This window comes from Mycobacterium conspicuum (genome assembly GCF_010730195.1).
GTDB classification, from domain to species: domain Bacteria; phylum Actinomycetota; class Actinomycetes; order Mycobacteriales; family Mycobacteriaceae; genus Mycobacterium; species Mycobacterium conspicuum.
Window position 1 is genome coordinate 4,548,191 of record NZ_AP022613.1, and the last position, 17,883, is coordinate 4,566,073.

At 69.1% G+C, this 17,883-nt stretch carries 18 protein-coding genes and 2 pseudogenes; 11 read left to right on the top strand and 9 right to left on the bottom strand.

Features of this window, described 5'->3' with window-relative positions:
- Window positions 1-64: 64 nt before the first annotated feature.
- Together G6N66_RS30485 and G6N66_RS30490 are read left to right on the top strand one after the other, a co-directional pair.
- Complete coding sequence (locus tag G6N66_RS30485; RefSeq protein ID WP_179968296.1) at window positions 65-1,276, top strand: PE family protein; 1,212 nt, start codon at window positions 65-67, stop codon at window positions 1,274-1,276.
- 344 nt (window positions 1,277-1,620) lie between these two features.
- Window positions 1,621-1,716, top strand: a pseudogene (locus G6N66_RS30490) (PE family protein); the annotation flags it as partial.
- A gap of 1,144 nt (window positions 1,717-2,860) precedes the next feature.
- Here the strand turns inward: G6N66_RS30490 and G6N66_RS20705 are convergent.
- Entirely contained in the window at window positions 2,861-3,373 is a 513-nt protein-coding gene (locus G6N66_RS20705) for a DoxX family protein (RefSeq protein ID WP_085234398.1), read from the bottom strand.
- Window positions 3,374-3,497: 124 nt separating this feature from the next.
- On the opposite strand from G6N66_RS20705, the gene G6N66_RS20710 reads away from it, so the two are divergent.
- Together G6N66_RS20710 and G6N66_RS20715 are read left to right on the top strand one after the other, a co-directional pair.
- Window positions 3,498-5,030, top strand: coding sequence for a pyruvate, phosphate dikinase (locus G6N66_RS20710; RefSeq protein ID WP_232079541.1), 1,533 nt, complete (start codon window positions 3,498-3,500; stop codon window positions 5,028-5,030).
- Window positions 5,031-5,037: 7 nt separating this feature from the next.
- Window positions 5,038-5,652: a helix-turn-helix domain-containing protein gene (locus G6N66_RS20715; protein ID WP_085234396.1), complete on the top strand. Its 615-nt coding sequence runs from the start codon at window positions 5,038-5,040 to the stop codon at window positions 5,650-5,652.
- 3 nt (window positions 5,653-5,655) lie between these two features.
- Here the strand turns inward: G6N66_RS20715 and G6N66_RS20720 are convergent, their stop codons facing one another.
- Entirely contained in the window at window positions 5,656-6,900 is a 1,245-nt protein-coding gene (locus G6N66_RS20720; RefSeq protein WP_085234395.1) for a WS/DGAT domain-containing protein, read from the bottom strand.
- A 7-nt stretch (window positions 6,901-6,907) separates the two neighbouring features.
- Complete coding sequence (locus G6N66_RS20725; RefSeq protein WP_085234394.1) at window positions 6,908-7,825, bottom strand: alpha/beta fold hydrolase; 918 nt, start codon at window positions 7,823-7,825, stop codon at window positions 6,908-6,910.
- Between the two features lie 21 nt (window positions 7,826-7,846).
- Between G6N66_RS20725 and G6N66_RS29075 the strand changes: the two genes are divergently transcribed.
- A complete protein-coding gene (locus tag G6N66_RS29075) occupies window positions 7,847-8,422 on the top strand; it encodes a TetR/AcrR family transcriptional regulator (RefSeq protein WP_085234393.1) in 576 nt (191 codons plus the stop codon).
- Here G6N66_RS29075 and G6N66_RS20740 read toward each other — a convergent pair.
- The 3 genes from G6N66_RS20740 to G6N66_RS20750 form a co-directional block, all read right to left on the bottom strand.
- Window positions 8,412-8,894 (bottom strand): VOC family protein, encoded by a 483-nt coding sequence (locus tag G6N66_RS20740; RefSeq protein WP_085234392.1) that lies wholly within the window; start codon window positions 8,892-8,894, stop codon window positions 8,412-8,414. The two genes, G6N66_RS29075 and G6N66_RS20740, sit on opposite strands and share 11 nt — an antisense overlap.
- 69 nt (window positions 8,895-8,963) lie before the next feature.
- Window positions 8,964-9,464: an Rv2253 family sensor-like surface protein gene (locus G6N66_RS20745; RefSeq protein ID WP_085234391.1), complete on the bottom strand. Its 501-nt coding sequence runs from the start codon at window positions 9,462-9,464 to the stop codon at window positions 8,964-8,966.
- 23 nt (window positions 9,465-9,487) lie between these two features.
- On the bottom strand, window positions 9,488-10,543 hold the full coding sequence (locus tag G6N66_RS20750; RefSeq protein WP_085234404.1) for an alpha/beta hydrolase fold domain-containing protein: 1,056 nt from the start codon (window positions 10,541-10,543) through the stop codon (window positions 9,488-9,490).
- A 63-nt stretch (window positions 10,544-10,606) separates the two neighbouring features.
- On the opposite strand from G6N66_RS20750, the pseudogene G6N66_RS20755 reads away from it, so the two are divergent.
- The 3 genes and pseudogenes from G6N66_RS20755 to G6N66_RS20765 all read left to right on the top strand — a co-directional run bounded on the left by G6N66_RS20755 (window position 10,607) and on the right by G6N66_RS20765 (window position 13,117).
- Window positions 10,607-11,762 (top strand): annotated as a pseudogene (locus G6N66_RS20755) (amidohydrolase family protein).
- A gap of 84 nt (window positions 11,763-11,846) precedes the next feature.
- Window positions 11,847-12,263 (top strand): VOC family protein, encoded by a 417-nt coding sequence (locus G6N66_RS20760; protein WP_232079373.1) that lies wholly within the window; start codon window positions 11,847-11,849, stop codon window positions 12,261-12,263.
- Window positions 12,260-13,117, top strand: coding sequence for an alpha/beta fold hydrolase (locus G6N66_RS20765; protein WP_085234390.1), 858 nt, complete (start codon window positions 12,260-12,262; stop codon window positions 13,115-13,117). Before G6N66_RS20760 ends, G6N66_RS20765 begins: the two co-directional genes overlap by 4 nt.
- 6 nt (window positions 13,118-13,123) lie before the next feature.
- On the opposite strand, the gene gnd is transcribed toward G6N66_RS20765, so the two are convergent.
- Window positions 13,124-14,146 carry a phosphogluconate dehydrogenase (NAD(+)-dependent, decarboxylating) gene (gene gnd / locus G6N66_RS20770; protein ID WP_085234389.1) on the bottom strand — a complete coding sequence of 341 codons (1,023 nt, stop codon included), beginning with the start codon at window positions 14,144-14,146 and terminating at the stop codon, window positions 13,124-13,126.
- 13 nt (window positions 14,147-14,159) lie between these two features.
- Window positions 14,160-15,569 (bottom strand): glucose-6-phosphate dehydrogenase, encoded by a 1,410-nt coding sequence (locus G6N66_RS20775; RefSeq protein WP_085234402.1) that lies wholly within the window; start codon window positions 15,567-15,569, stop codon window positions 14,160-14,162.
- 120 nt (window positions 15,570-15,689) lie between these two features.
- Between G6N66_RS20775 and G6N66_RS20780 the strand changes: the two genes are divergently transcribed.
- The gene (locus G6N66_RS20780; protein WP_085234388.1) at window positions 15,690-16,523 is read left to right on the top strand and encodes an adenylate/guanylate cyclase domain-containing protein; all 834 of its coding nucleotides are present in this window, start codon (window positions 15,690-15,692) and stop codon (window positions 16,521-16,523) included.
- On the opposite strand, the gene G6N66_RS20785 is transcribed toward G6N66_RS20780, so the two are convergent.
- Window positions 16,475-16,684, bottom strand: coding sequence for a hypothetical protein (locus G6N66_RS20785; RefSeq protein ID WP_085234387.1), 210 nt, complete (start codon window positions 16,682-16,684; stop codon window positions 16,475-16,477). The two genes, G6N66_RS20780 and G6N66_RS20785, sit on opposite strands and share 49 nt — an antisense overlap.
- Before the next feature lie 92 nt (window positions 16,685-16,776).
- On the opposite strand from G6N66_RS20785, the gene G6N66_RS20790 reads away from it, so the two are divergent.
- Complete coding sequence (locus G6N66_RS20790; protein ID WP_085234386.1) at window positions 16,777-17,142, top strand: carboxymuconolactone decarboxylase family protein; 366 nt, start codon at window positions 16,777-16,779, stop codon at window positions 17,140-17,142.
- A complete protein-coding gene (locus tag G6N66_RS20795; RefSeq protein ID WP_085234385.1) occupies window positions 17,142-17,822 on the top strand; it encodes a guanylate cyclase in 681 nt (226 codons plus the stop codon). Before G6N66_RS20790 ends, G6N66_RS20795 begins: the two co-directional genes overlap by 1 nt.
- Window positions 17,823-17,883 lie beyond the last annotated feature (61 nt).

A 17,883-nucleotide genomic window follows, 5' to 3' on the forward strand; every position in this document is an offset into this window, starting at 1 on the left:
GACCGACGTACTTCGCCTCGCCACCTCGCATCCTGAACCCAATCTGTAGACCGGGAGGACAGGAATGTCGTTTGTAGTAGTGGCCCCCGACGCGTTGGCGGCGGCGGCGACCGATTTGGAGAACATCGGATCCGCGCTCAGCGCCGCGCATGCGGCGGCGTCGGCCCCGACCGCCGGGGTGCTGGCCGCCGGCGCTGACGAGGTTTCCGCGGCGTTGGCGTCGCTGTTTTCCGGGCATGCCCGGGCCTATCAGGCCCTCAGCACCGAGGCGGCGGCGTTTCATCAGCAATTTGTGCAAAGCATGACCGCCAGCGGGTCGATGTTTGCCAGCGCGGAGGCCGCCAACGCGAAGCCGATGCAGGCCATGTTCAACGCGGTTAACGCGGAGGTGCAGACGGTGACCGGACGCCCGCTGGTCGGCAACGGCGTCAGCGGGACCGCCGGCACGGGACAAAACGGCACCGACGGTGGGTGGTTGATCGGCAACGGCGGCGCCGGCGGCTCCGGCACCAACGGGGTGAACGGCGGCAACGGCGGCAACGGCGGCAAGGGCGGGTTGATCGGCAGCGGCGGGGCCGGCGGGGCCGGCGGAACCGCCCTGGTCGGCACCGGTGGGACCGGCGGCCACGGCGGGTCCGCCGGGTTGTTCGGCTCCGGCGGGGTCGGCGGGGCCGGCGGCAACTCGCCCGCGACCGCCGGGGCTGGTGGGGCAGGCGGCAACGCCGGCCTGCTTTCCGGCGCGGCCGGAAATGGCGGCGCCGGCGGCCTGACCGACAGCGTCTCGGCGCCCGGCGGGGCCGGCGGCACCGGCGGTCGCGGCGGCATGTTCTCCAACGGCGGGGCCGGCGGCCTCGGCGGAGTCACCGAGGGCGGCACAGCCGGTGCGGGCGGCGCCGGCGGGGCGGGCGGGATGTTCGGGTCCGGCGGTGCCGGCGGTGCCGGCGGAGCCACCGTCAGCGGCACCGGAGGGCACGGCGGGTCCGGCGGAGCGGGCGGGTTGTTCGGCGCCGGCGGTGCCGGCGGCAGCGGCGGACACGGTTCGGTCAGCGGCGGGGCCGGCGGGACGGGCGGCAACGCCGGCGCGCTCAGCCTCGGGGCTGCCGGCGGCGCCGGCGGCGCCGGCGGCGAAAGCATCACCCCGACGGGCGGCGTCGGCGGGGCCGGCGGGGCCGGCGGCAACGGCGGCCTGCTCTTCGGCGACGGCGGGGCCGGCGGCAGCGGCGGGTTCGGCCCGATGACCGGCGGGCGCGGCGGGCGGGCGGCAACGCCGGCCTGATGACCGGCTCGGGCGGCACGGGCGGGGCCGGCGGCGACGGCGGGAGCGTGCTGGGCGGGGCCGGCGGCGCCGGCGGCCGGGCCGGGCTGATGGGCGACGGCGGGAACGGCGGCGCCGGGGGTGCCGGCGAGGCCGCCGCCGGCAGCACCGGCGGCGCGGGCGGCGCGGGCGGTAACGCCATGCTGATCGGCGACGGCGGCAGCGGTGGAAACCGCGGCCTGGGCGCGACTCTGGGCACGACCGGCATCGGCGGCATCGGCGGCCAACTGTTGGGCCTGGACGGCGCCAACGCCCTCGTCACCACCAACCCGCTGCACGCCGCGCAGCAGCAGGCGCTCAACGCGATCAATGCGCCCGTCGAGGCGCTGACCGGGCGCCCGCTGATCGGCAACGGCGCCAACGGGGCCCCCGGAACGGGGGCCGCCGGCGGCGACGGCGGGTGGCTGTTCGGCAACGGCGGGGAAGGCGGGTCGGCCGCGGTGGGCAGCGGCGCTGCCGGCGGCCACGGCGGGGCCGGCGGCGGCCTGTTCGGCTCCGGCGGCGCCGGCGGAGCCGGCGGCTCGTCCGCATCCAACAACGGCGGCGCCGGCGGCGCCGGCGGCAACGGCGGGCTGTTCGGCGGCGGAGGCAACGGCGGCGCCGGCGGACTCACGTCGAGCGCCGGCGCGACCGGCGGAGCCGGTGGCGCGGGCGGCAACGCCGGCGCCCTCGCCGGCGCCGCCGGGAGTGGCGGCGCGGGCGGCGCCGCGTTCAAGGCCGGCGCACCCGCCACCGGCACCGGCGGCGCCGGTGGGGCCGGCGGTGCGGGCGGACTGCTGGCCAGCGGCGGGACCGGTGGGGACGGCGGGTTCGGCCTCACCAGCGGGGCCGGCGGAGCCGGTGGCACCGGCGGGTTGATGTCCGACGGCGGGGATGGCGGCGCCGGCGGGTTCAGCAATCTCAACGGCACCAGCGGCGCCGGCGGAGCCGGCGGCAACGGCGGGCTGTTCGGCGGCGGAGGCAACGGCGGCAGCGGCGGTCACGGCCAGAGCGCCGGCGGTACCGGAGGACGCGGCGGCAACGCCGGCATGCTGAGCATGGGCGCCTCCGGTGGGGCCGGCGGTGACGGCGGGAACAACGACGGCGGCGGCACGGGCGGGACCGGGGGCGCCGGCGGCAACGGCGGCATGTTCTTCGGCGACGGCGGGGCTGGCGGCGCCGGCGGCGGCGACGGCTTCAGCGGCGGCGCGGGCGGCGCCGGCGGCAACGCGGGCATGCTGATGGGCTCCGGCGGCGCCGGCGGCGCCGGCGGCACCCCGGCCATCAGCGCGTTGACCACCGGTGGCGCCGGCGGGGCCGGCGGCAAGTCCGGGTTGATCGGCGACGGCGGCGACGGCGGCGCCGGCGGGGTCGGCATCGGCGACCCCGGCGGCAACGGCGGGAACGGCGGGAACGCGGTCCTCGTGGGCGACGGCGGCAACGGCGGCGACGGCGGGACCGGCAAACCGCCCGGCACGCCCGGCACCGGCGGCAACGGCGGGCTGCTCGGCCGGGACGGGAACATCGAGCCGCTCTGACCCGGCGGTACCGGCGGGCCGGCCCAGCCTACTGGGCTTGTTTGGCCGGCGGGCGGTAGAAGATCAGCAACTGGCCGATGGCACCGGCCAGACCCAGCCCGGCCGACAGCCATAACCCATTCCAGCCGTAGAGCCAATAGCGCTCACCGAAGATGGCGTAGTCCAGGCTGAGCTTGCCGGGACCCAGGGTGGCCACCGCGACGGCGGCGGCCGCCAGCACCAGGTTGTATTCCCAGCCTTCCTTGACGATGAAGAAGCCGTTGGCGCGGTGCACGGTCCAGGCCGCGACGATCATCAGGGAGACGAAGCCCGCCGCGGGGATCGGAGTGAGCAATCCGGCCGCCAGGCCAAGGCCGGCAGCGGTCTCGGTCGAGGCGGCCACCGTGGCGTGAAATTTACCGGGCTTCATCCCGATGCTCTCGAACCAGCGCGCGGTGCCCGGGATCTTGCCGCCGCCGAAGAACTTGTTCAAGCCGTGCGCGGCGAGTGTCAGTCCCAGCACCACCCGCAGGATCAGGAGCCCGACATCGTAGTAATTCATAGGTGCAAACCTAGATCATCGGCCGAACACGCCGGCGAATACACGCGCAACGACGCTGGGGTGTACGACTGTTCCTGTGGCTCCCGTGGTGTTCCTGGATGGCAGTGCTAATTGCCCGCGGGAAATGCTCGGCAACAAGGCCCATGGCATCGACGCGATGCGCCGGCACAGTCTGCCGGTGCCCCCCGCGTTCTGCATCACCACCGAGGTAGGCGCCCGTTATCTGGCCGACCCCACGCCGACCATGGACGCGATCTGGCACGACGTACTTGACGCGATGCGCTGGCTGGAAGCGCAAACCTCACGCACGTTCGGGCGGGGACCGCATCCGCTGTTGGTCAGCGTGCGCTCCGGAGCCACGCAGTCGATGCCGGGCATGATGGACACGATCTTGGACCTCGGCTTCAACGATGCCGTCGAACAGGCGCTGGCGGCGTCATCCGAATCGGGCGCCGAACAGTTCGCCCGCGACACCCGCCAACGCTTCGTCCGCATGTATGAGCGCGTGGTGGGCGGTGCGGAGCGCGTACCTGCGGACCCGTACGCGCAGCTGCGCGCCGGCATCGAAGCCATCTTCACGTCCTGGAATTCACCGCGCGCGGTGGCCTACCGCTCACATTGGGGACTGGACGATCGGGGTGGGACCGCGGCGGTGGTACAGGCGATGGTGTTCGGCAACCTGAGCGCCAATTCCGGTGCGGGAGTGTTTATTTCCCGCAACCCGATATCGGGCGCCAACGAACCCTTCGGCGAATGGCTGCCGGGCGGCCAAGGTGACGACGTGGTGTCGGGATCGGTGGACGTCGAACCGATCACCGCGCTGCGCGATGAGCAACGCGCCGTCTACGACGAGCTGATGGCCGCCGCCCGCCGCCTGGAGCGCCTGGAGTCCGACGTTCAGGAGATTGAATTCACCGTCGAAGACGGCACGTTGTGGCTACTGCAGACCCGTACCGCGGAGCGGTCGGCGCAGGCGGCGGTGCGACTGGCCCTGCAATTGCGACGCGAGGGCCTGATCGATGACCACGAGACGCTGCGCCGGGTGACCCCGGCGCACGTCGAGACCCTGTTGCTGCCGTCGTTGCGACCCGAAACACGTTCGACCGCACCGCTTTTGGCCAAGGGTCTGCCCGCCTGCCCGGGCGTAGCATCGGGGCAGGCGTACACCGACGTGGATGCGGCCATGGACGCCGCGGACCGCGGCGAGCAGGTCATCCTGGTCCGCGACTACACCAGGCCCGAAGACGTCTCGGGCATGCTCGCGGCGCAGGGCATCGTTACCGAGGTCGGCGGCGCCGCCAGCCATGCGGCGGTGGTGAGCCGCGAAATCGGTCGGGTGGCCGTGGTGGGCTGCGGCCCTGGAGTCGCGGCCACGCTGGCCGGCAAGCAGATCACTGTCGACGGATCCAAAGGTGAAGTGCGCGAAGGGAATCTGGTTCAGTCCGGCTGGTCGGTGGACGATACGCCGGAGCTGCGGGAGCTGGCCGACATCGCGCGACGGATCAGCCCGCTGCGCGCGCACCTCACCGGCGATTACCCGAGCCTGGCCGATGCTTCCGAACCCGCCATCCGCGCCGCGTTGGACGCCGGGCATTCCGACGTCGTCTCGCCGACCCCGCTGGCCGCGATGCTCACCGCGCTGCGCATGACAAGGTGATCACCCCGTGACCGAATTGAGTGTGCTGCAGGCGGTCCGACTCAAGGGCCGGGTGAAACCCGCCGACCTGGCGGCAACCCTGGGCGCAGATCCCGCCGAGATCAGCCGGACCGTCGGGCAACTGGCCACCTCCGGCTTGCTGGTCGAGGACACCACGCTGCGAATCAGCCCCGCCGGCCGGGCCCGGCTGGAGGAACTGCTCGCCAACGAGCGCAAAGCCGTCGACACGGCCGCGCTCCGCGCCGCCTACCGCGACTTCGGCTCGGTGAACACCGATTTCAAGGCCGTGGTGACGGACTGGCAGCTCAAAGGGGGCTCCGGCGGGCAGCCCAACACCCACGAAGACGCCGACTACGACAACGCGGTGTTGGCTCGTCTCGAGCAGGTGCACGAACGGGTGTTGCCGATCATCGCGGCGGCCACCACGGCGCTGCCGCGACTGGGCGCCTACTCGACAAAGCTGGGCGCGGCGCTGGCCAGGGTCAAGGCCGGCGAGGTCGCGTGGTTGACCCGGCCACTGATCGACTCGTACCACACCGTGTGGTTCGAACTGCACGAAGAGCTGATCCTGGCACTCGGGATGACGCGCGAAGAAGCGGCGAGATCCGATGACGCTCACTAGGTTTCAGGTCAGGGCCGCGTCCAGCCGCTGCACATAGCCGTCGATGTCGGCCACGGCCGCCTGGGACGCGTGGACGCTGATCGCGACGGTATCGCCGATTCCGTGCACGCCGTGGGTCAGGCCCATCAGCGGCGACAGCGCCGGATATCCGGCCGTCAGCACCACCGGGGCGTCCCCGAAGCTCAAATCGGCGGCGCCGCGGTTGACGCTGGACACCACGGTGTTACCGGCAACCTGCGCCGGCCGGGCATCGGGGTCGAACAGGGCGACGCCCCAGCGCACCAGCGCCGCGGGTACCGCGGCGAAGGCCCGATCGGCCGACCGCGCGGCCGGATGCTGCAGGCGACGGCGGCCGTTGGCCACCTCCGTCGCGATGCGCGCGACCCGGGCATCGTGATCCAACTCGGGATGCAGCCCTACGGTGACGTTGGCGAAGTGGTTGTTTGCATGCGGCACACCGGGTTTGACCATCGGGACCTCGGCACCCAACGAGTCGACCGGCCCACCGAGCAGACCGGACAGCGCACTGGACACCGCCGCCAGCACCGCGACCGTCACCGTCGGCCCACGCAGTTGCGCGCGGCGGCGCACCAGCGTGCGCACGAAGCGGGCACCGCCGGGTCGGGCGTTGGTGGATAGCAGCGGCCGCTGCCCAAGTCCGGGTGCCAGTAGACCCGCACGGGTGTCTTGCACCAGCCGGCGGTGGGTGCGGGCCGCGTCCACGGCCCGCCACGGCAAGAAGCCCGCCCGTGGCGGCTTCACCTCGGGCACCGGAACATCGCGGCCGAAGAGCCAGCCCGCCATCGCGGCCCCGCGGATGCCGTCGGCCAGCGCGTGCGGCGCCTGCAGCACCACCACGGACCCGGGCCCGGTGACGCCCGGAACGCCGACCACCGGGGCGAAAACGTGTAACCGCCAAGACATCCGGCGCATGTCCAGCTGCCGGTCGGCCAGGTCGGCCACCGCCGCCAGACAGCCGCCCCAGCTCTGGTCGGTCAGATCGTGGCACACCACATGCTCGGGGCCGACGTCCGCGGGCACCCAGCGCGGGTAGCTCAGGGTAGTCCCGTGCTCGACGCGCACGGCCAAGCCGGGGCAGGCGCGGGCGCGACGGCAGACCCGCTCGACGGCGCGCTCCAATTCCGTTGGTACGCCGTCGAATGCGTAGAGCAGAAATTCGTCGTTGGGGACCTTGGCCGACAGCCAATAGAACTGCGCATCGACGGCCGTCATCCGGTGCCCGACCATCGGCCCCTCAGCTGGACGAGCCGGGCGAACCGATAAACGCAAGGATCAGGTCGGCAACCTTGTCGGGCTGTTCGAGCTGCAGGAAATGCCCGGCGTGGTCCACCACCTCAACCTCGCTGCCGGCCGGGAGCACCTTCTCGGCCAAATGCGCGAAAGCCGGTGTCATGCAACCGTCGTCGAGACCATGCAGATACAGGCTCGGCAGGATGGGCACTTCGGTCCAGCGCTGGTTCAGCTCGGCGTAGCGCGGGGGCGCAGCGGTGTTTCGGATGGTGGCGCGATATGAGCCCAACGCCGCCTGCCAGCTTTCCGGTGTCCCGATCGCGGCGTCGACGTGACGCAGATCCTCGTCGGCATCGCGATAGCCCGGCGACCAGCGCCGCCACAGCAGCGGCAGCACCCAGGATGCGGAACGCTCAGGCAGCCACGGCAATTGGAAGTAGAGGATGTACCAACTGCGCAACAGCTGGCGGGCCAGCTGACGGGCGAGCCGGGCCCGGTCGGCCGGCCGACCCGCCGCGCGAAACGCCGCCGAGGGCGGCACCGACATGATCACCGCCTTGGCGAACGGGCTGTCGGGCAGGGCGGCCAGACCGGTGGCAGCGATGGCGCCCCAGTCGTGGCCGATCACCACGTCCGCGTCGGTGCCGCCCGCGGCCGAGCGCACCCGCAGGGCGTCGTCCATCAACGCCCCGATGTGGAAGCTGCCGTCGGCGGGTATCGACGACGGCGCATACCCGCGATTGAACGGCGCGACCACCCGCCACCCCGACGCCGCCAGCTTGGGGGCGACCTTGCGCCAGCCGTAGGCGGTGTCGGGAAAGCCGTGCAGGCATAGCGCGAGCGGGCCGTCGGACGGACCCCACGTCAGTGCCTTCAGGTCCACTGGAGGGCCGGGCACGTCGACCCAGCGCGGCTCAGTCATAGGAACTAACGTAACTCAGCTATGACGGCTCGCCGCTGGGCCAAGACCGGCGCCACCCAGCAGCGAATCCTCGACGCGGCGACCGAGGCGTTCGCCACCAAGGGCTTCACCGCGACGACGATGGCCGACGTGGTCGCCGGTTCCGGGGCCAGCGTCGGCAGCATCTACCACCACTTCGGCGGAAAGCGCGAGCTGTTCCTAGCCATCTTCGAGCGGATGGCCGATGCCGTCGACCGCCGCATCGACGCGGCCATGCGTCACGCGGACGGCCCCGACGACGGGCGGCGCGTGTTCGAGCTGCACGTGCGGGCCTACCTCGAGGCGATGTGGGAGAACCGGCGCCTGGCCGGGGTGCTGACGTCCGGAGACACCCCGCCCGGGTTCGACGTCGCTCGTCGCGACCGCATGCAAGCCGCCTTCCGGAGTTGGATGGCGGTGCTCGAGCTGGACACGTCGCTGCGCGGGCAGCTGCTCGGCCGGGTGCTGGTGGCGATCATGGCGGAGTCGTCGCTGCTGGTCGCGGCCTGCGAGGACCCCGACGAGGTGCCCCCGATCATCGACGCGACGATCGATTGGATCGACCGGCTCATCCGGTGAGCTTCGCCGCCGCCGCCCGCTCCAGGTCGGCGAGGACGATCTTGCGCATGCCGTACATCGCCTGGGTGGCCGCGGTCGCCGCGTCCGGATCCGGGTGGCTGACCAGCTCATAGAGCCGGTCCGGAATGATCTGCCAACTCAGGCCGAAGCGGTCCTTGCACCAGCCGCACTGCGATTCCTCGCCGCCGTCGGTCAGTCGTTGCCAGTAGTAGTCGACCTCGTCCTGGTCCTTGCAGTGGATGGTGAAGGACACCGCTTCGCTGAACTGGAAGTGCGGGCCACCGTTGATGCCGATGAAGCGGTTGCCGTCCAGCACGAAGGTGGCGGATAACACCGAATTCGGTTCGCCCGGTCCGGCGTCGGTGGCCCGGTTGAGGTCCTCGATCCGCGAGTTCGGGAACACCGAGGTGTAAAACCTGGCGGCCTCCTCCAGGTTGTGGTCAAACCACAGCGATGGCGTGATCGATGGCACGGCTGTTGCCCCCTTCGTCGTTGGTATCCGTCCCTGGATAGACCCCGACAACGGCCGAAAATCACCGCGCTACACGCGCACGGCCGTCATGTTCATGTCGATCGTGCCCTTGCACGCGCCGCTCGCGATCTCGGTGTGCATGACGCCGGCGAGGGACCCGTCGGGTTGCGGGGTGTAGTGCACCTCGGCGTGCGCCGGATTCCATTGGATCGTGGTGTCGGGCAGCATGCAGTCCCATTGGAAGTCGCTGACTTGCCGCCACGACGAGCCGTCCCAGGTGAACACCACGGGCTGCGGGACCGTCGGGTTGGTCGGCGGAGGGCCGCTAACGATTGTGGCAGTGCACTTTCCGCCCGTGCAGCTCGATTGGAACCCGTAGGTTTCGGTGTGCTGTTCCTCGGGGTCGCCCGCCGCCAGGCTGGTCCCGGACTTTGGCCCAACCATGAAGGTGATCGCGTACTGGCCGTTCCAGGACGGTTGGTCGGCGGCGGCGCTCGTCGCTAGCGGCAGCGCGCCGGCGAGCGGCGCGGCGCACAACGCGACTAACCCGGACAGACGGTGCAGGGCCATCGGTTTCTCCTCTGTGTCACCCCTCAGGCAAGCGATCGGGCGAAGCCGCTCACATCGCGCATGCTGGCCATGAACACCTCCGGCATGAAGCCCGGCAGCAGCAGGTCACCACCGTGGCAGGTGCCGGCGACCATCCGGCCCATCGCCGCCACCCCGGCGCGCACCAGGCGACGGTAATAGTCCAATCCTTCGTCGCGCAGCGGATCAAGCTCGTTGACGGAAATGATGTGCGGAGGCATGCCGCTCAAGTCCGCATCCGTCGCGGCACTGGGCCAGCAGGCCGGGTCGTCGCAGTGCGCGCGCTCGGGGTCGTAGAGCGACCCGAACACCGCGAGCTGTTCGCAACTGACGAAGTAGCCGTCGTTTTCTTTCATCGACGGGAACTCCTCGGGCTGTTCCAGCCACCGGTTGGAGATGAAGGGACACTGCGCGTATGCGCCGGCGATCTCGTGCAGCCAACCCTCGCGCTTGGCCTTGTGCATCACCGCCAGCGTGAGGTTGCCGCCACCCGATTCCCCGGACACGATCAGGTGAGTGACGCCGAGCCGCTCACGGTTGGCGAACACCCAGCGAACCGCGGCCGCGCAGTCGTTCAGCCCGGCCGGATAGGGATGCACGCCCAACTTGCCGGCCGAGTTGCGGAATTCGACGCCGACGACGACAACGCCTGTGCCAGCAAGGCTTTCGCGTCCGCGCAGGACCGAGGAGTCGGCGGCGCTGAGGAAGGCCATGCCGCCGCCGTGCAGGTGCACGACACATGGCAGGGCCGTGTCGGCCTCGGGCCGGCTGACATACAGCGTCAGGTCTTGGCCGTCGCCGCCCGCGATGGTGACCGTCGTGGTGGTCACCCCCTCGGCGATCGGCGTCGCCTCGGAGAACACCCCGAACAAGGTGCCACTCATTTCTTCGGTCTTGGCGGCGAACGCCAGCCGCTCCTCAAGGGGCGAGTCGACGCTGACACGCGGCGCGGGCGCCAGCGCGTCCATGCCCAACGGCGCGAAGGCCTTGACCATTCTGGGGTCGGAGCGTGGATCGGTACCAAGGCAACAATCGGGATCGGCGAGTCGACCGTGGGGCATGACGGACATCGTAGATCCCTCAAGATCATTGACAGTTTTAGAACGCGATTCTAATGTCCGAGTATGACCGCGCTCGCCGAGGAGCACCCCGTCAAGTTGTGGGCCAACTCGGGCGACTCGCATTTCATCGAACCCGAGGACCTGTGGCGCTCACGGCTGCCGAAGCGACTGGCCGAACTGGTGCCGCGTAGCGTAAAGGACCCGGACGGCACCTGGGAGTCCATTCACGTCGACGGCCAGGTCTTTCGCCGTCGGCTGCCCAGCCCGGCCCAACAAGAGTTCATGCACGCCACGGTGGCCGCCGCGGGCGCACGCGACGTCGGCAAGCGGCTGGCCGATCTCGACGCCGAAGGCATCTGGTCGGAGCTGGTGTTCCCGTCGTTGGGCATGTGGGCCGGCTCGTTTCGCACACCGGAGCTGATGCAAGCGACCATGCGCGCCTCCAACGACTGGGCCAAAGAGACGATCATGGACCACTCGCCGCGGCTGATCCCCACGGCACAGGTCTCCACACTGGACATCGGCGACGCGGTCGATGAGCTCAAGCGTTGCGGCGCAATGGGATTCAAGGCGGTCTTCCTGCCTGTGGAGCCGCATCCGGCGCAACGCGACTACAACCGCGACGAGTGGGAGCCGTTCTGGGCCACCGCGGAAGACATCGGCATGGTGATCGCCTTCCACATCGGCAGCGAGCCAATCGATTTCGCCGCGGGCAACAGCATCGGGGTGACCCACCACGGCCCGGGCGGCGCCGTGCTCAACTACACCGAGACGTCGTTCGGCGGCCAGCGCGCGGTGGTCAAGCTCGTCGCATCGGGCGCCCTGGACCGGCACCCGAACCTCAGGGTGCTGGTGTCCGAGGGCGGGGCGACGTGGGTACCCCTTCATCGCCGACCGGATGGAAGAGGGCTATCGCCAGCACGCAATGGTGGTGCGGCCCAAGCTGAAACGCAGCCCACGCGAGATCATCTACTCGCAGGTGTATGCGTCGTTTCAGCACGACTCGTCGGCCGTGACGACGGTGACGGCGATGGGCTTCACCAACGTGCTGTGGGGCAGCGACTACCCGCACATGGAGGGCACCTTCGGCCACACCCAGGCCACGCTGCATCAGTTGTTCGACGGCGTCGATCAAGCGACCAGGGACCGCATCCTGTTCGGAAGCTTCGGTGAGCTGTTCCCGGACGCGCCCCCGCCACCCGACGCTCGTCCTGCCTGACCCGCGACCGCGACCATCTGCGCGGCACGCCGAAACTGGCGGTACCGGGAAAACGAGATCGCAAGGTTGGCTAATGTCTTTGAGATGGCCGAGGCACTTCCCCGAATGCATCACGTGGCGATTGCCGTGTCAGCGGAGCGGCACGACGAGACGAAGCGGTTCTTCGGCGATCTGGGTTTCACGTTCGCCGACTTCGAATTGCCCGACGTGGGCCTGCATGTGGCCCTGGACTGGGAGCGCGGCATCGAGTTGCTGACCCCCACCGCCGACGCCGCCGGCCGGGAAAGCGCGGTCGCGAAGTTTCTCGCCCGCCACGGGGACGGCCTGTACTCGGCGGTGCTGCGGGTGCACGACGCCGCGGCCGCCCATGAGGTGGCCCGCCGGCACGGGTCGACCACGTTGTTTGCCCAGCACCGCGAGGTCGGCGAGTTTTCGCTCGACGAGATCGAGCTCGACGTGCGAGGCATCCCCGTCACGGTGCTCTCGACGGACCTGCCATGACGAGCACCCCCCAAACGGTCGAGTTTTCCGGTGCCGGTGGCATCACCCTGATCGCCGACGAATGGAACCGCGGCACCCAAACACCGGCCAGTCGGCCCACGATCCTGATGTTGCACGGCGGCGGCCAGAATCGCTTCTCCTGGAAGAACACCGGCCAGATACTCGCCGACGACGGCTTTCACGTCATCGCGCTGGATTCCCGCGGTCACGGGGACAGCGACCGCGCGCCGGATGCGAACTACGACGTCGAGACGCTGACCGCCGACGTCATGCGCGTGCTGAATGCGATCGACCGGCCGGTGGTGATCATCGGCGCCAGCATGGGCGGGTTGACCGGCATCCTCGCCGCTGACCGCGCCGGCCCGGCCAAGGTGATCAAATTGGTCCTCGTCGACGTGGTGCCGCGGTTCGAAAAACAGGGCAGCGCCCGCATCCGCGATTTCATGATGAGCGGGCTGGACGGTTTCGAGACGCTGGAGCAGGCGGCCGACGCCGTCGCCGCCTACTTGCCCTACCGCAAAAAGCCGCGCAGCCCGGAGGGGCTGAAGAAGAACCTGCGCCTGCGCGACGGGCGCTGGTATTGGCATTGGGATCCGGCCTTCATGACCAAGCCCGGCGACGATCCCGAGTTGCGCACCGAGAACTTTGAACACGCGGCGAGAAACCTGGCCGTCCCGGTGCTGCTGATCCGCGGTCGGCTCTCCGACGTCGTCAGCCCGGAAGGCGTCAAGCATTTCCTGGCCACCGTGCCGCGCGCCGAGTTTGTCGAGCTGTCCAACGCGGGCCACACCGCCGCCGGCGACGACAACGACGCCTTCAGCGACGCCGTGGTGCAGTTTGTCGAGCGGTCCTAATTCGTCCTAGTTCGCCGGCTTCTCCGCGTGCCCGCCGAACTGCTTGCGCATCGCCGATAGCGCCTTGTTGGCGAAGTCGTCCAGGCTGCGCGACGCGAAACGGGACTGCAGCGCCGTCGTGAGCACCGGCGCGGGAACGCCCTCGTCGATCGCCGCGATGGCGGTCCACCGGCCTTCGCCGGAGTCGGAGACCCGGCCGGAGAACTCGCTGAGTTCGGGCGACTCGTGCAATGCCGACGCGGTCAGATCCAGCAACCAGGAGCCGACGACGCTGCCGCGACGCCACACCTCGGCGACGTCCTCGATGTGGAAGTTGTACTTGTAGCACTCCGGATTCGACAGCGGCGCGGTTTCGGCGTCGCCCTTCTGGATTCGCGTGCCGATGTCGGCGTTGCGCAGGATGTTCAACCCCTCGGCCAGGGAGGCCATCATCCCGTATTCGATGCCGTTGTGCACCATCTTGACGAAGTGCCCGGCCCCGGACTGACCGCAGTACAAATAGCCCTTCTCGGCCTGCGCGACCTCGCCGGTGCGGCCCGGGGTACGCGGGGCGGCGTCCACTCCGGGGGCGATGGTGGAAAACAGCGGCTCGGCGTGGGCAAAGGCGTCCTCGTCGCCGCCGATCATCAAACAGTAGCCCCGCTCCCGGCCCCACACGCCGCCGCTGGTGCCACAGTCCAAGAGGTGAATACCCTTCTCGGATAACAACTTCGAGTGCTTCAAGTCATCGCGGTAATAGGAGTTGCCACCGTCGATCACGATGTCCCCGGATTCGAGTGTCTTGGCCAGCTCCTCGATCACGGAGGTGGTGATGTCGCCCGCGGGCACCATCACCCACACCACGCGTGGGGCGGTCATCTTCTCGGCCAGTTCTTCCAGCGAGTAGACCCCGGTCGTCCGCTCTTCGCCGTCCATCGCCTTGACGGCGTCCGAATCATGGTCGTACACAACGCATTCGTGCCCGCCGGCGGTCACCCGGCGGGCGATGTTCGCACCCATTCGGCCCAGGCCGATCATCCCTAACTGCATTGTTCCGGTCTCCTTACTCGGCGTCCTGCGTGGCGCGAGGCATCCATGGCTCGTGCCAATGGTGGTGGCCGCGCATCAACGAATCCGCGGCCTCGGGTCCCCACGACCCGCGCTCGTAGTCGTGGATTTCGCACGGCTTGTCCAGCAGCGGCTGCACGATGCGCCAGGTCTGCTCGATGCTGTCGATCCGGGCGAAAAGCTGGCGATCGCCGGTCAATGCCGCGTGGAACAGCACCTCGTAGGGCGCCTCCGGTTCGCCGAGGTCCGCGGCGAATGACGAGTCGAGGTGAACGTCGCGCCACTTGTCACCCACCTGCGCGGACAACTGCAGGCGCATCCCCGGGTCGGGGTCGATGCGCAATACCAGTTGGTTGGGCTCGGCCGGCCGGCGTTGCGGCAGGAAGCTCAACCCGGGCACTTTACGCAGGAACAGCCGCACCTCGGTGACCCGCTCGGGTAGACCCTTCCCCGCCCGCAGGAAGATCGGCACCCCGGCCCAGCGCCAGTTGTCGATCTCGGTTCGCAGCGCGATGTACGTCTCGGTCTGTGAATCCTTCGCCACGCCCGGCACGTCGGTGTAGCCGTCGTACTGACCGCGCACGCAGTGCTCGGGATCCAGCGCCGGCATCGCGCGATACACCTCGGCCCGCTTGTCATTGAGATCGTCGGCGCTGGAGCCGACCGGGGGCTCCATCGCGACGACGGCAAGCACCTGCAGCAGATGGTTCTGCACGACGTCGCGCAGGGCGCCCACCGCGTCGTAGAACTTGCCGCGGTCCTCGACGCCGAAGTTCTCGGCCATCGTGATGTGGATTTCGGCGACGCTGTGGCGGTCCCACACCGCGGCCAGCGCCTGGTTGGCGAACCGCAGGTACTCCAGTTCGACGACGGGTTGTTTGCCCAGGAAGTGGTCTACCCGCAGGATCTGGTCTTCCTCCAGCACCGCGCGCAGCCGGGTATTCAGCTCGCGCGCGGAGTCCAGGTCATGGCCGAACGGCTTTTCCACGGCGACTCGTGCACGCTCGAGCAACCCAACCTTGGCGAGGTTTTCGACGATCGGCGCGAACAACGCAGGCGGCATTTCCAGGTAGAACAGCGGACGATAGTCCGACCCGATCATCTCCGCCAGCTGGTGATAAAGCTGATCATCGGTGACGTCGCCGTGGATGTAATCCAGGCGCTCCGCCAGCCGGCCGAACACCTCGTCGTCGATCTTCTCCCCGGCGTCGTTGATCGCTCCCCGCGCCCGGTCGACCAAATCCTCGACGCTGATGTCGTCGCTGGCCACACCCAAGATCGGGCAATCCAGCAGCTTGCGAGACTCCAACCGGTATAAGGCCCGAAATGTCATCTTGCGGGCGAGATCGCCGGTGATCCCGAAGATCACGAACAGGTTCGACGAATCGGCACCGCCGTCAGCCACGCCGCACCTCCCGAAAATCACTATCGGCTCACGTCAGACGCACTACCCGCGGCGGTCAAAACTCAACCCTAGACACTGCTCAGGGGTCCGACAAGCGCAAGCGATCGCGGAATTGCGAAGATGCGTGACGTGGGTAACGCGCTGCAAATTGCGGTCTTTGTGCTCGCCGGCGTTGGGGTGATCGAAGCATGCGCGCTGGTTGTGTTGTGGAGATTGCTGGTGCGTAGCCGCCAGGAGACCGAAGAGTTAAGGCAACGCACCGACGCCCGAGCCCGCCTGCTGTCGAGCGGGCGCGAGGCCGTCAAGACGGTGTGGAACACCGCGAACATCATGCGCAAGGAGGGGTTTGGCGCGGCCGTGCGCAGCTCGATCGAGGACCTCGCCGACTGGGCCGAGGTGGAGCGGCCCGACCTGGCCCGGGTCACCCGCGACGGCCGCGTGGTGATCATGTTCTCCGACATCGAGGAGTCCACCGCGTTGAACGAGCGGATCGGCGACCGCGCGTGGGTCAAGCTGATCGGCTCGCACGACAAGCTGGTGTCGCGACTGGTGCAGCGCCAGTCCGGGCATGTGGTGAAGAGTCAGGGCGACGGATTCATGATCGCCTTCGCCCGTGCCGAACAGGCGGTGCGGTGCGGTATCGACATGCAGCACGAACTAAGGAAAGACGGAAAACGCAAGCGGCACGAGGAAATTCGGGTGCGCATCGGCATCCACATGGGCCGCTCGGTGCGCCGCGGCGACGATCTGTTCGGGCGCAACGTCGCAATGGCGGCCCGGGTCGCCGCGCAAGCGGCCGGCGGCGAGATCCTGGTGAGCCAACCGGTGCGCGACGCCCTGCGCGACAACAACGAGATCAGATTCGACGAGGGCCGCGACGTCGAGTTGAAAGGCTTTTCCGGCAGTCACCGGTTGTTCGCGGTAGAAGACGAGCCCGATCCCGATTTGGACTGAAAACCGTCCGCCTCGTATTCGGCCAGCTTCTGGTGTAGCCGGGAGCGGATCTCGTCGGGGGTGTAGGCGCGCCGCTTGCGCTGGTCGCGCGCGACCAGAACGCCGCCGGCGACCACGCCGGCGACACCGGCCAGGCCGATCCACTTCCATACACTGCGCATAATTGACAGGCTATTACCGCCGTGGAAGAAGTAGCCAGCTTTCATGACAATGTCGCCGTCATCAACGGAGCTGACAGTGAGAGGCAAACACCATGAGTGACAACCGATCTGAGGGGCTGGAAGTGCTCAGGCAGCTGCTGCCCGGCCTGCCGGACACGATCAGCAGCCTGCGCGACGGCGGAGTCGCCGACGAACTCATCGAGCTGAGCCTTGAGCACGTTTTCGGCGCGTTGTGGACGCGTCCCGGCCTGGATCGCCGGTCCCGCAGCCTGGTAACCCTCGGCGCGCTCATCGCGCTGCGCGCCAGCGACGAATTGAAGCTCCACTTCCAGATCGCGCTGAACAATGGGCTGACCCTCGAGGAGATCGAAGAGGTGATCTACCACCTGACCGGCTACGCCGGCTATCCGGCGGCCGTCAGCGCGCGCAAGGTGGCGAACGAGGTGCTCAAGCGCTGATGTTGAGCCTCGACCAAGCACTCGACGAAACCCGGACCGGCGATTTGTGGTTGTTTCGCGGCGGTTCGGGACCCGACCGTGCCATCCAGACCTTGACGAACGCGCCGGTGAACCATGTCGGGATGACGGTGGCCATCGACGACTTGCCGCCGTTGATCTGGCATGCCGAACTTGGCGACAAACTGGTCGACCTGTGGACCGGAGCCAATCACCGTGGGGTGCAGCTCAACGATCTGCGCCAAGCCGTCCTGCAGTGGACCGGGCGCTACCACCAGCGCTGCTGGCTGCGCCAGCTGACGCCGGACATCACCGGCCAGCAAGAGAACGCGCTGCTGCGGGTGATCGCGCGGATGGACGGCACGGCGTTTCCCACCACCGCGCGGTTGACCGGCCGCTGGTTTCGTGGCCGGCTGCCCACCATCAACGATTGGGTCAGGGGGATCCCGGTGGTGGACAAGAAGGTTCGTGAACAGACGCGGCGGCGCCGGGAAGAACGCAAGATGAGCCTGTCTACCGCGTACTGCGCGGAGACCGTGGCGATCACCTACGAGGAAATGGGACTGCTGGTCACGGATAAGGAAACCCACTGGTTCGACCCCGGCAAGTTTTGGAGCGGTGACACGTTGCCGCTGGCGCCGGGTTATCAGTTGGGTAACGAAATCGCGGTGGATGTCGAGTGATGTAAACCACAAATCGGCCGGCGATATGGCCTCGGTCATACCAAGGCCATTCGCCGGCCGA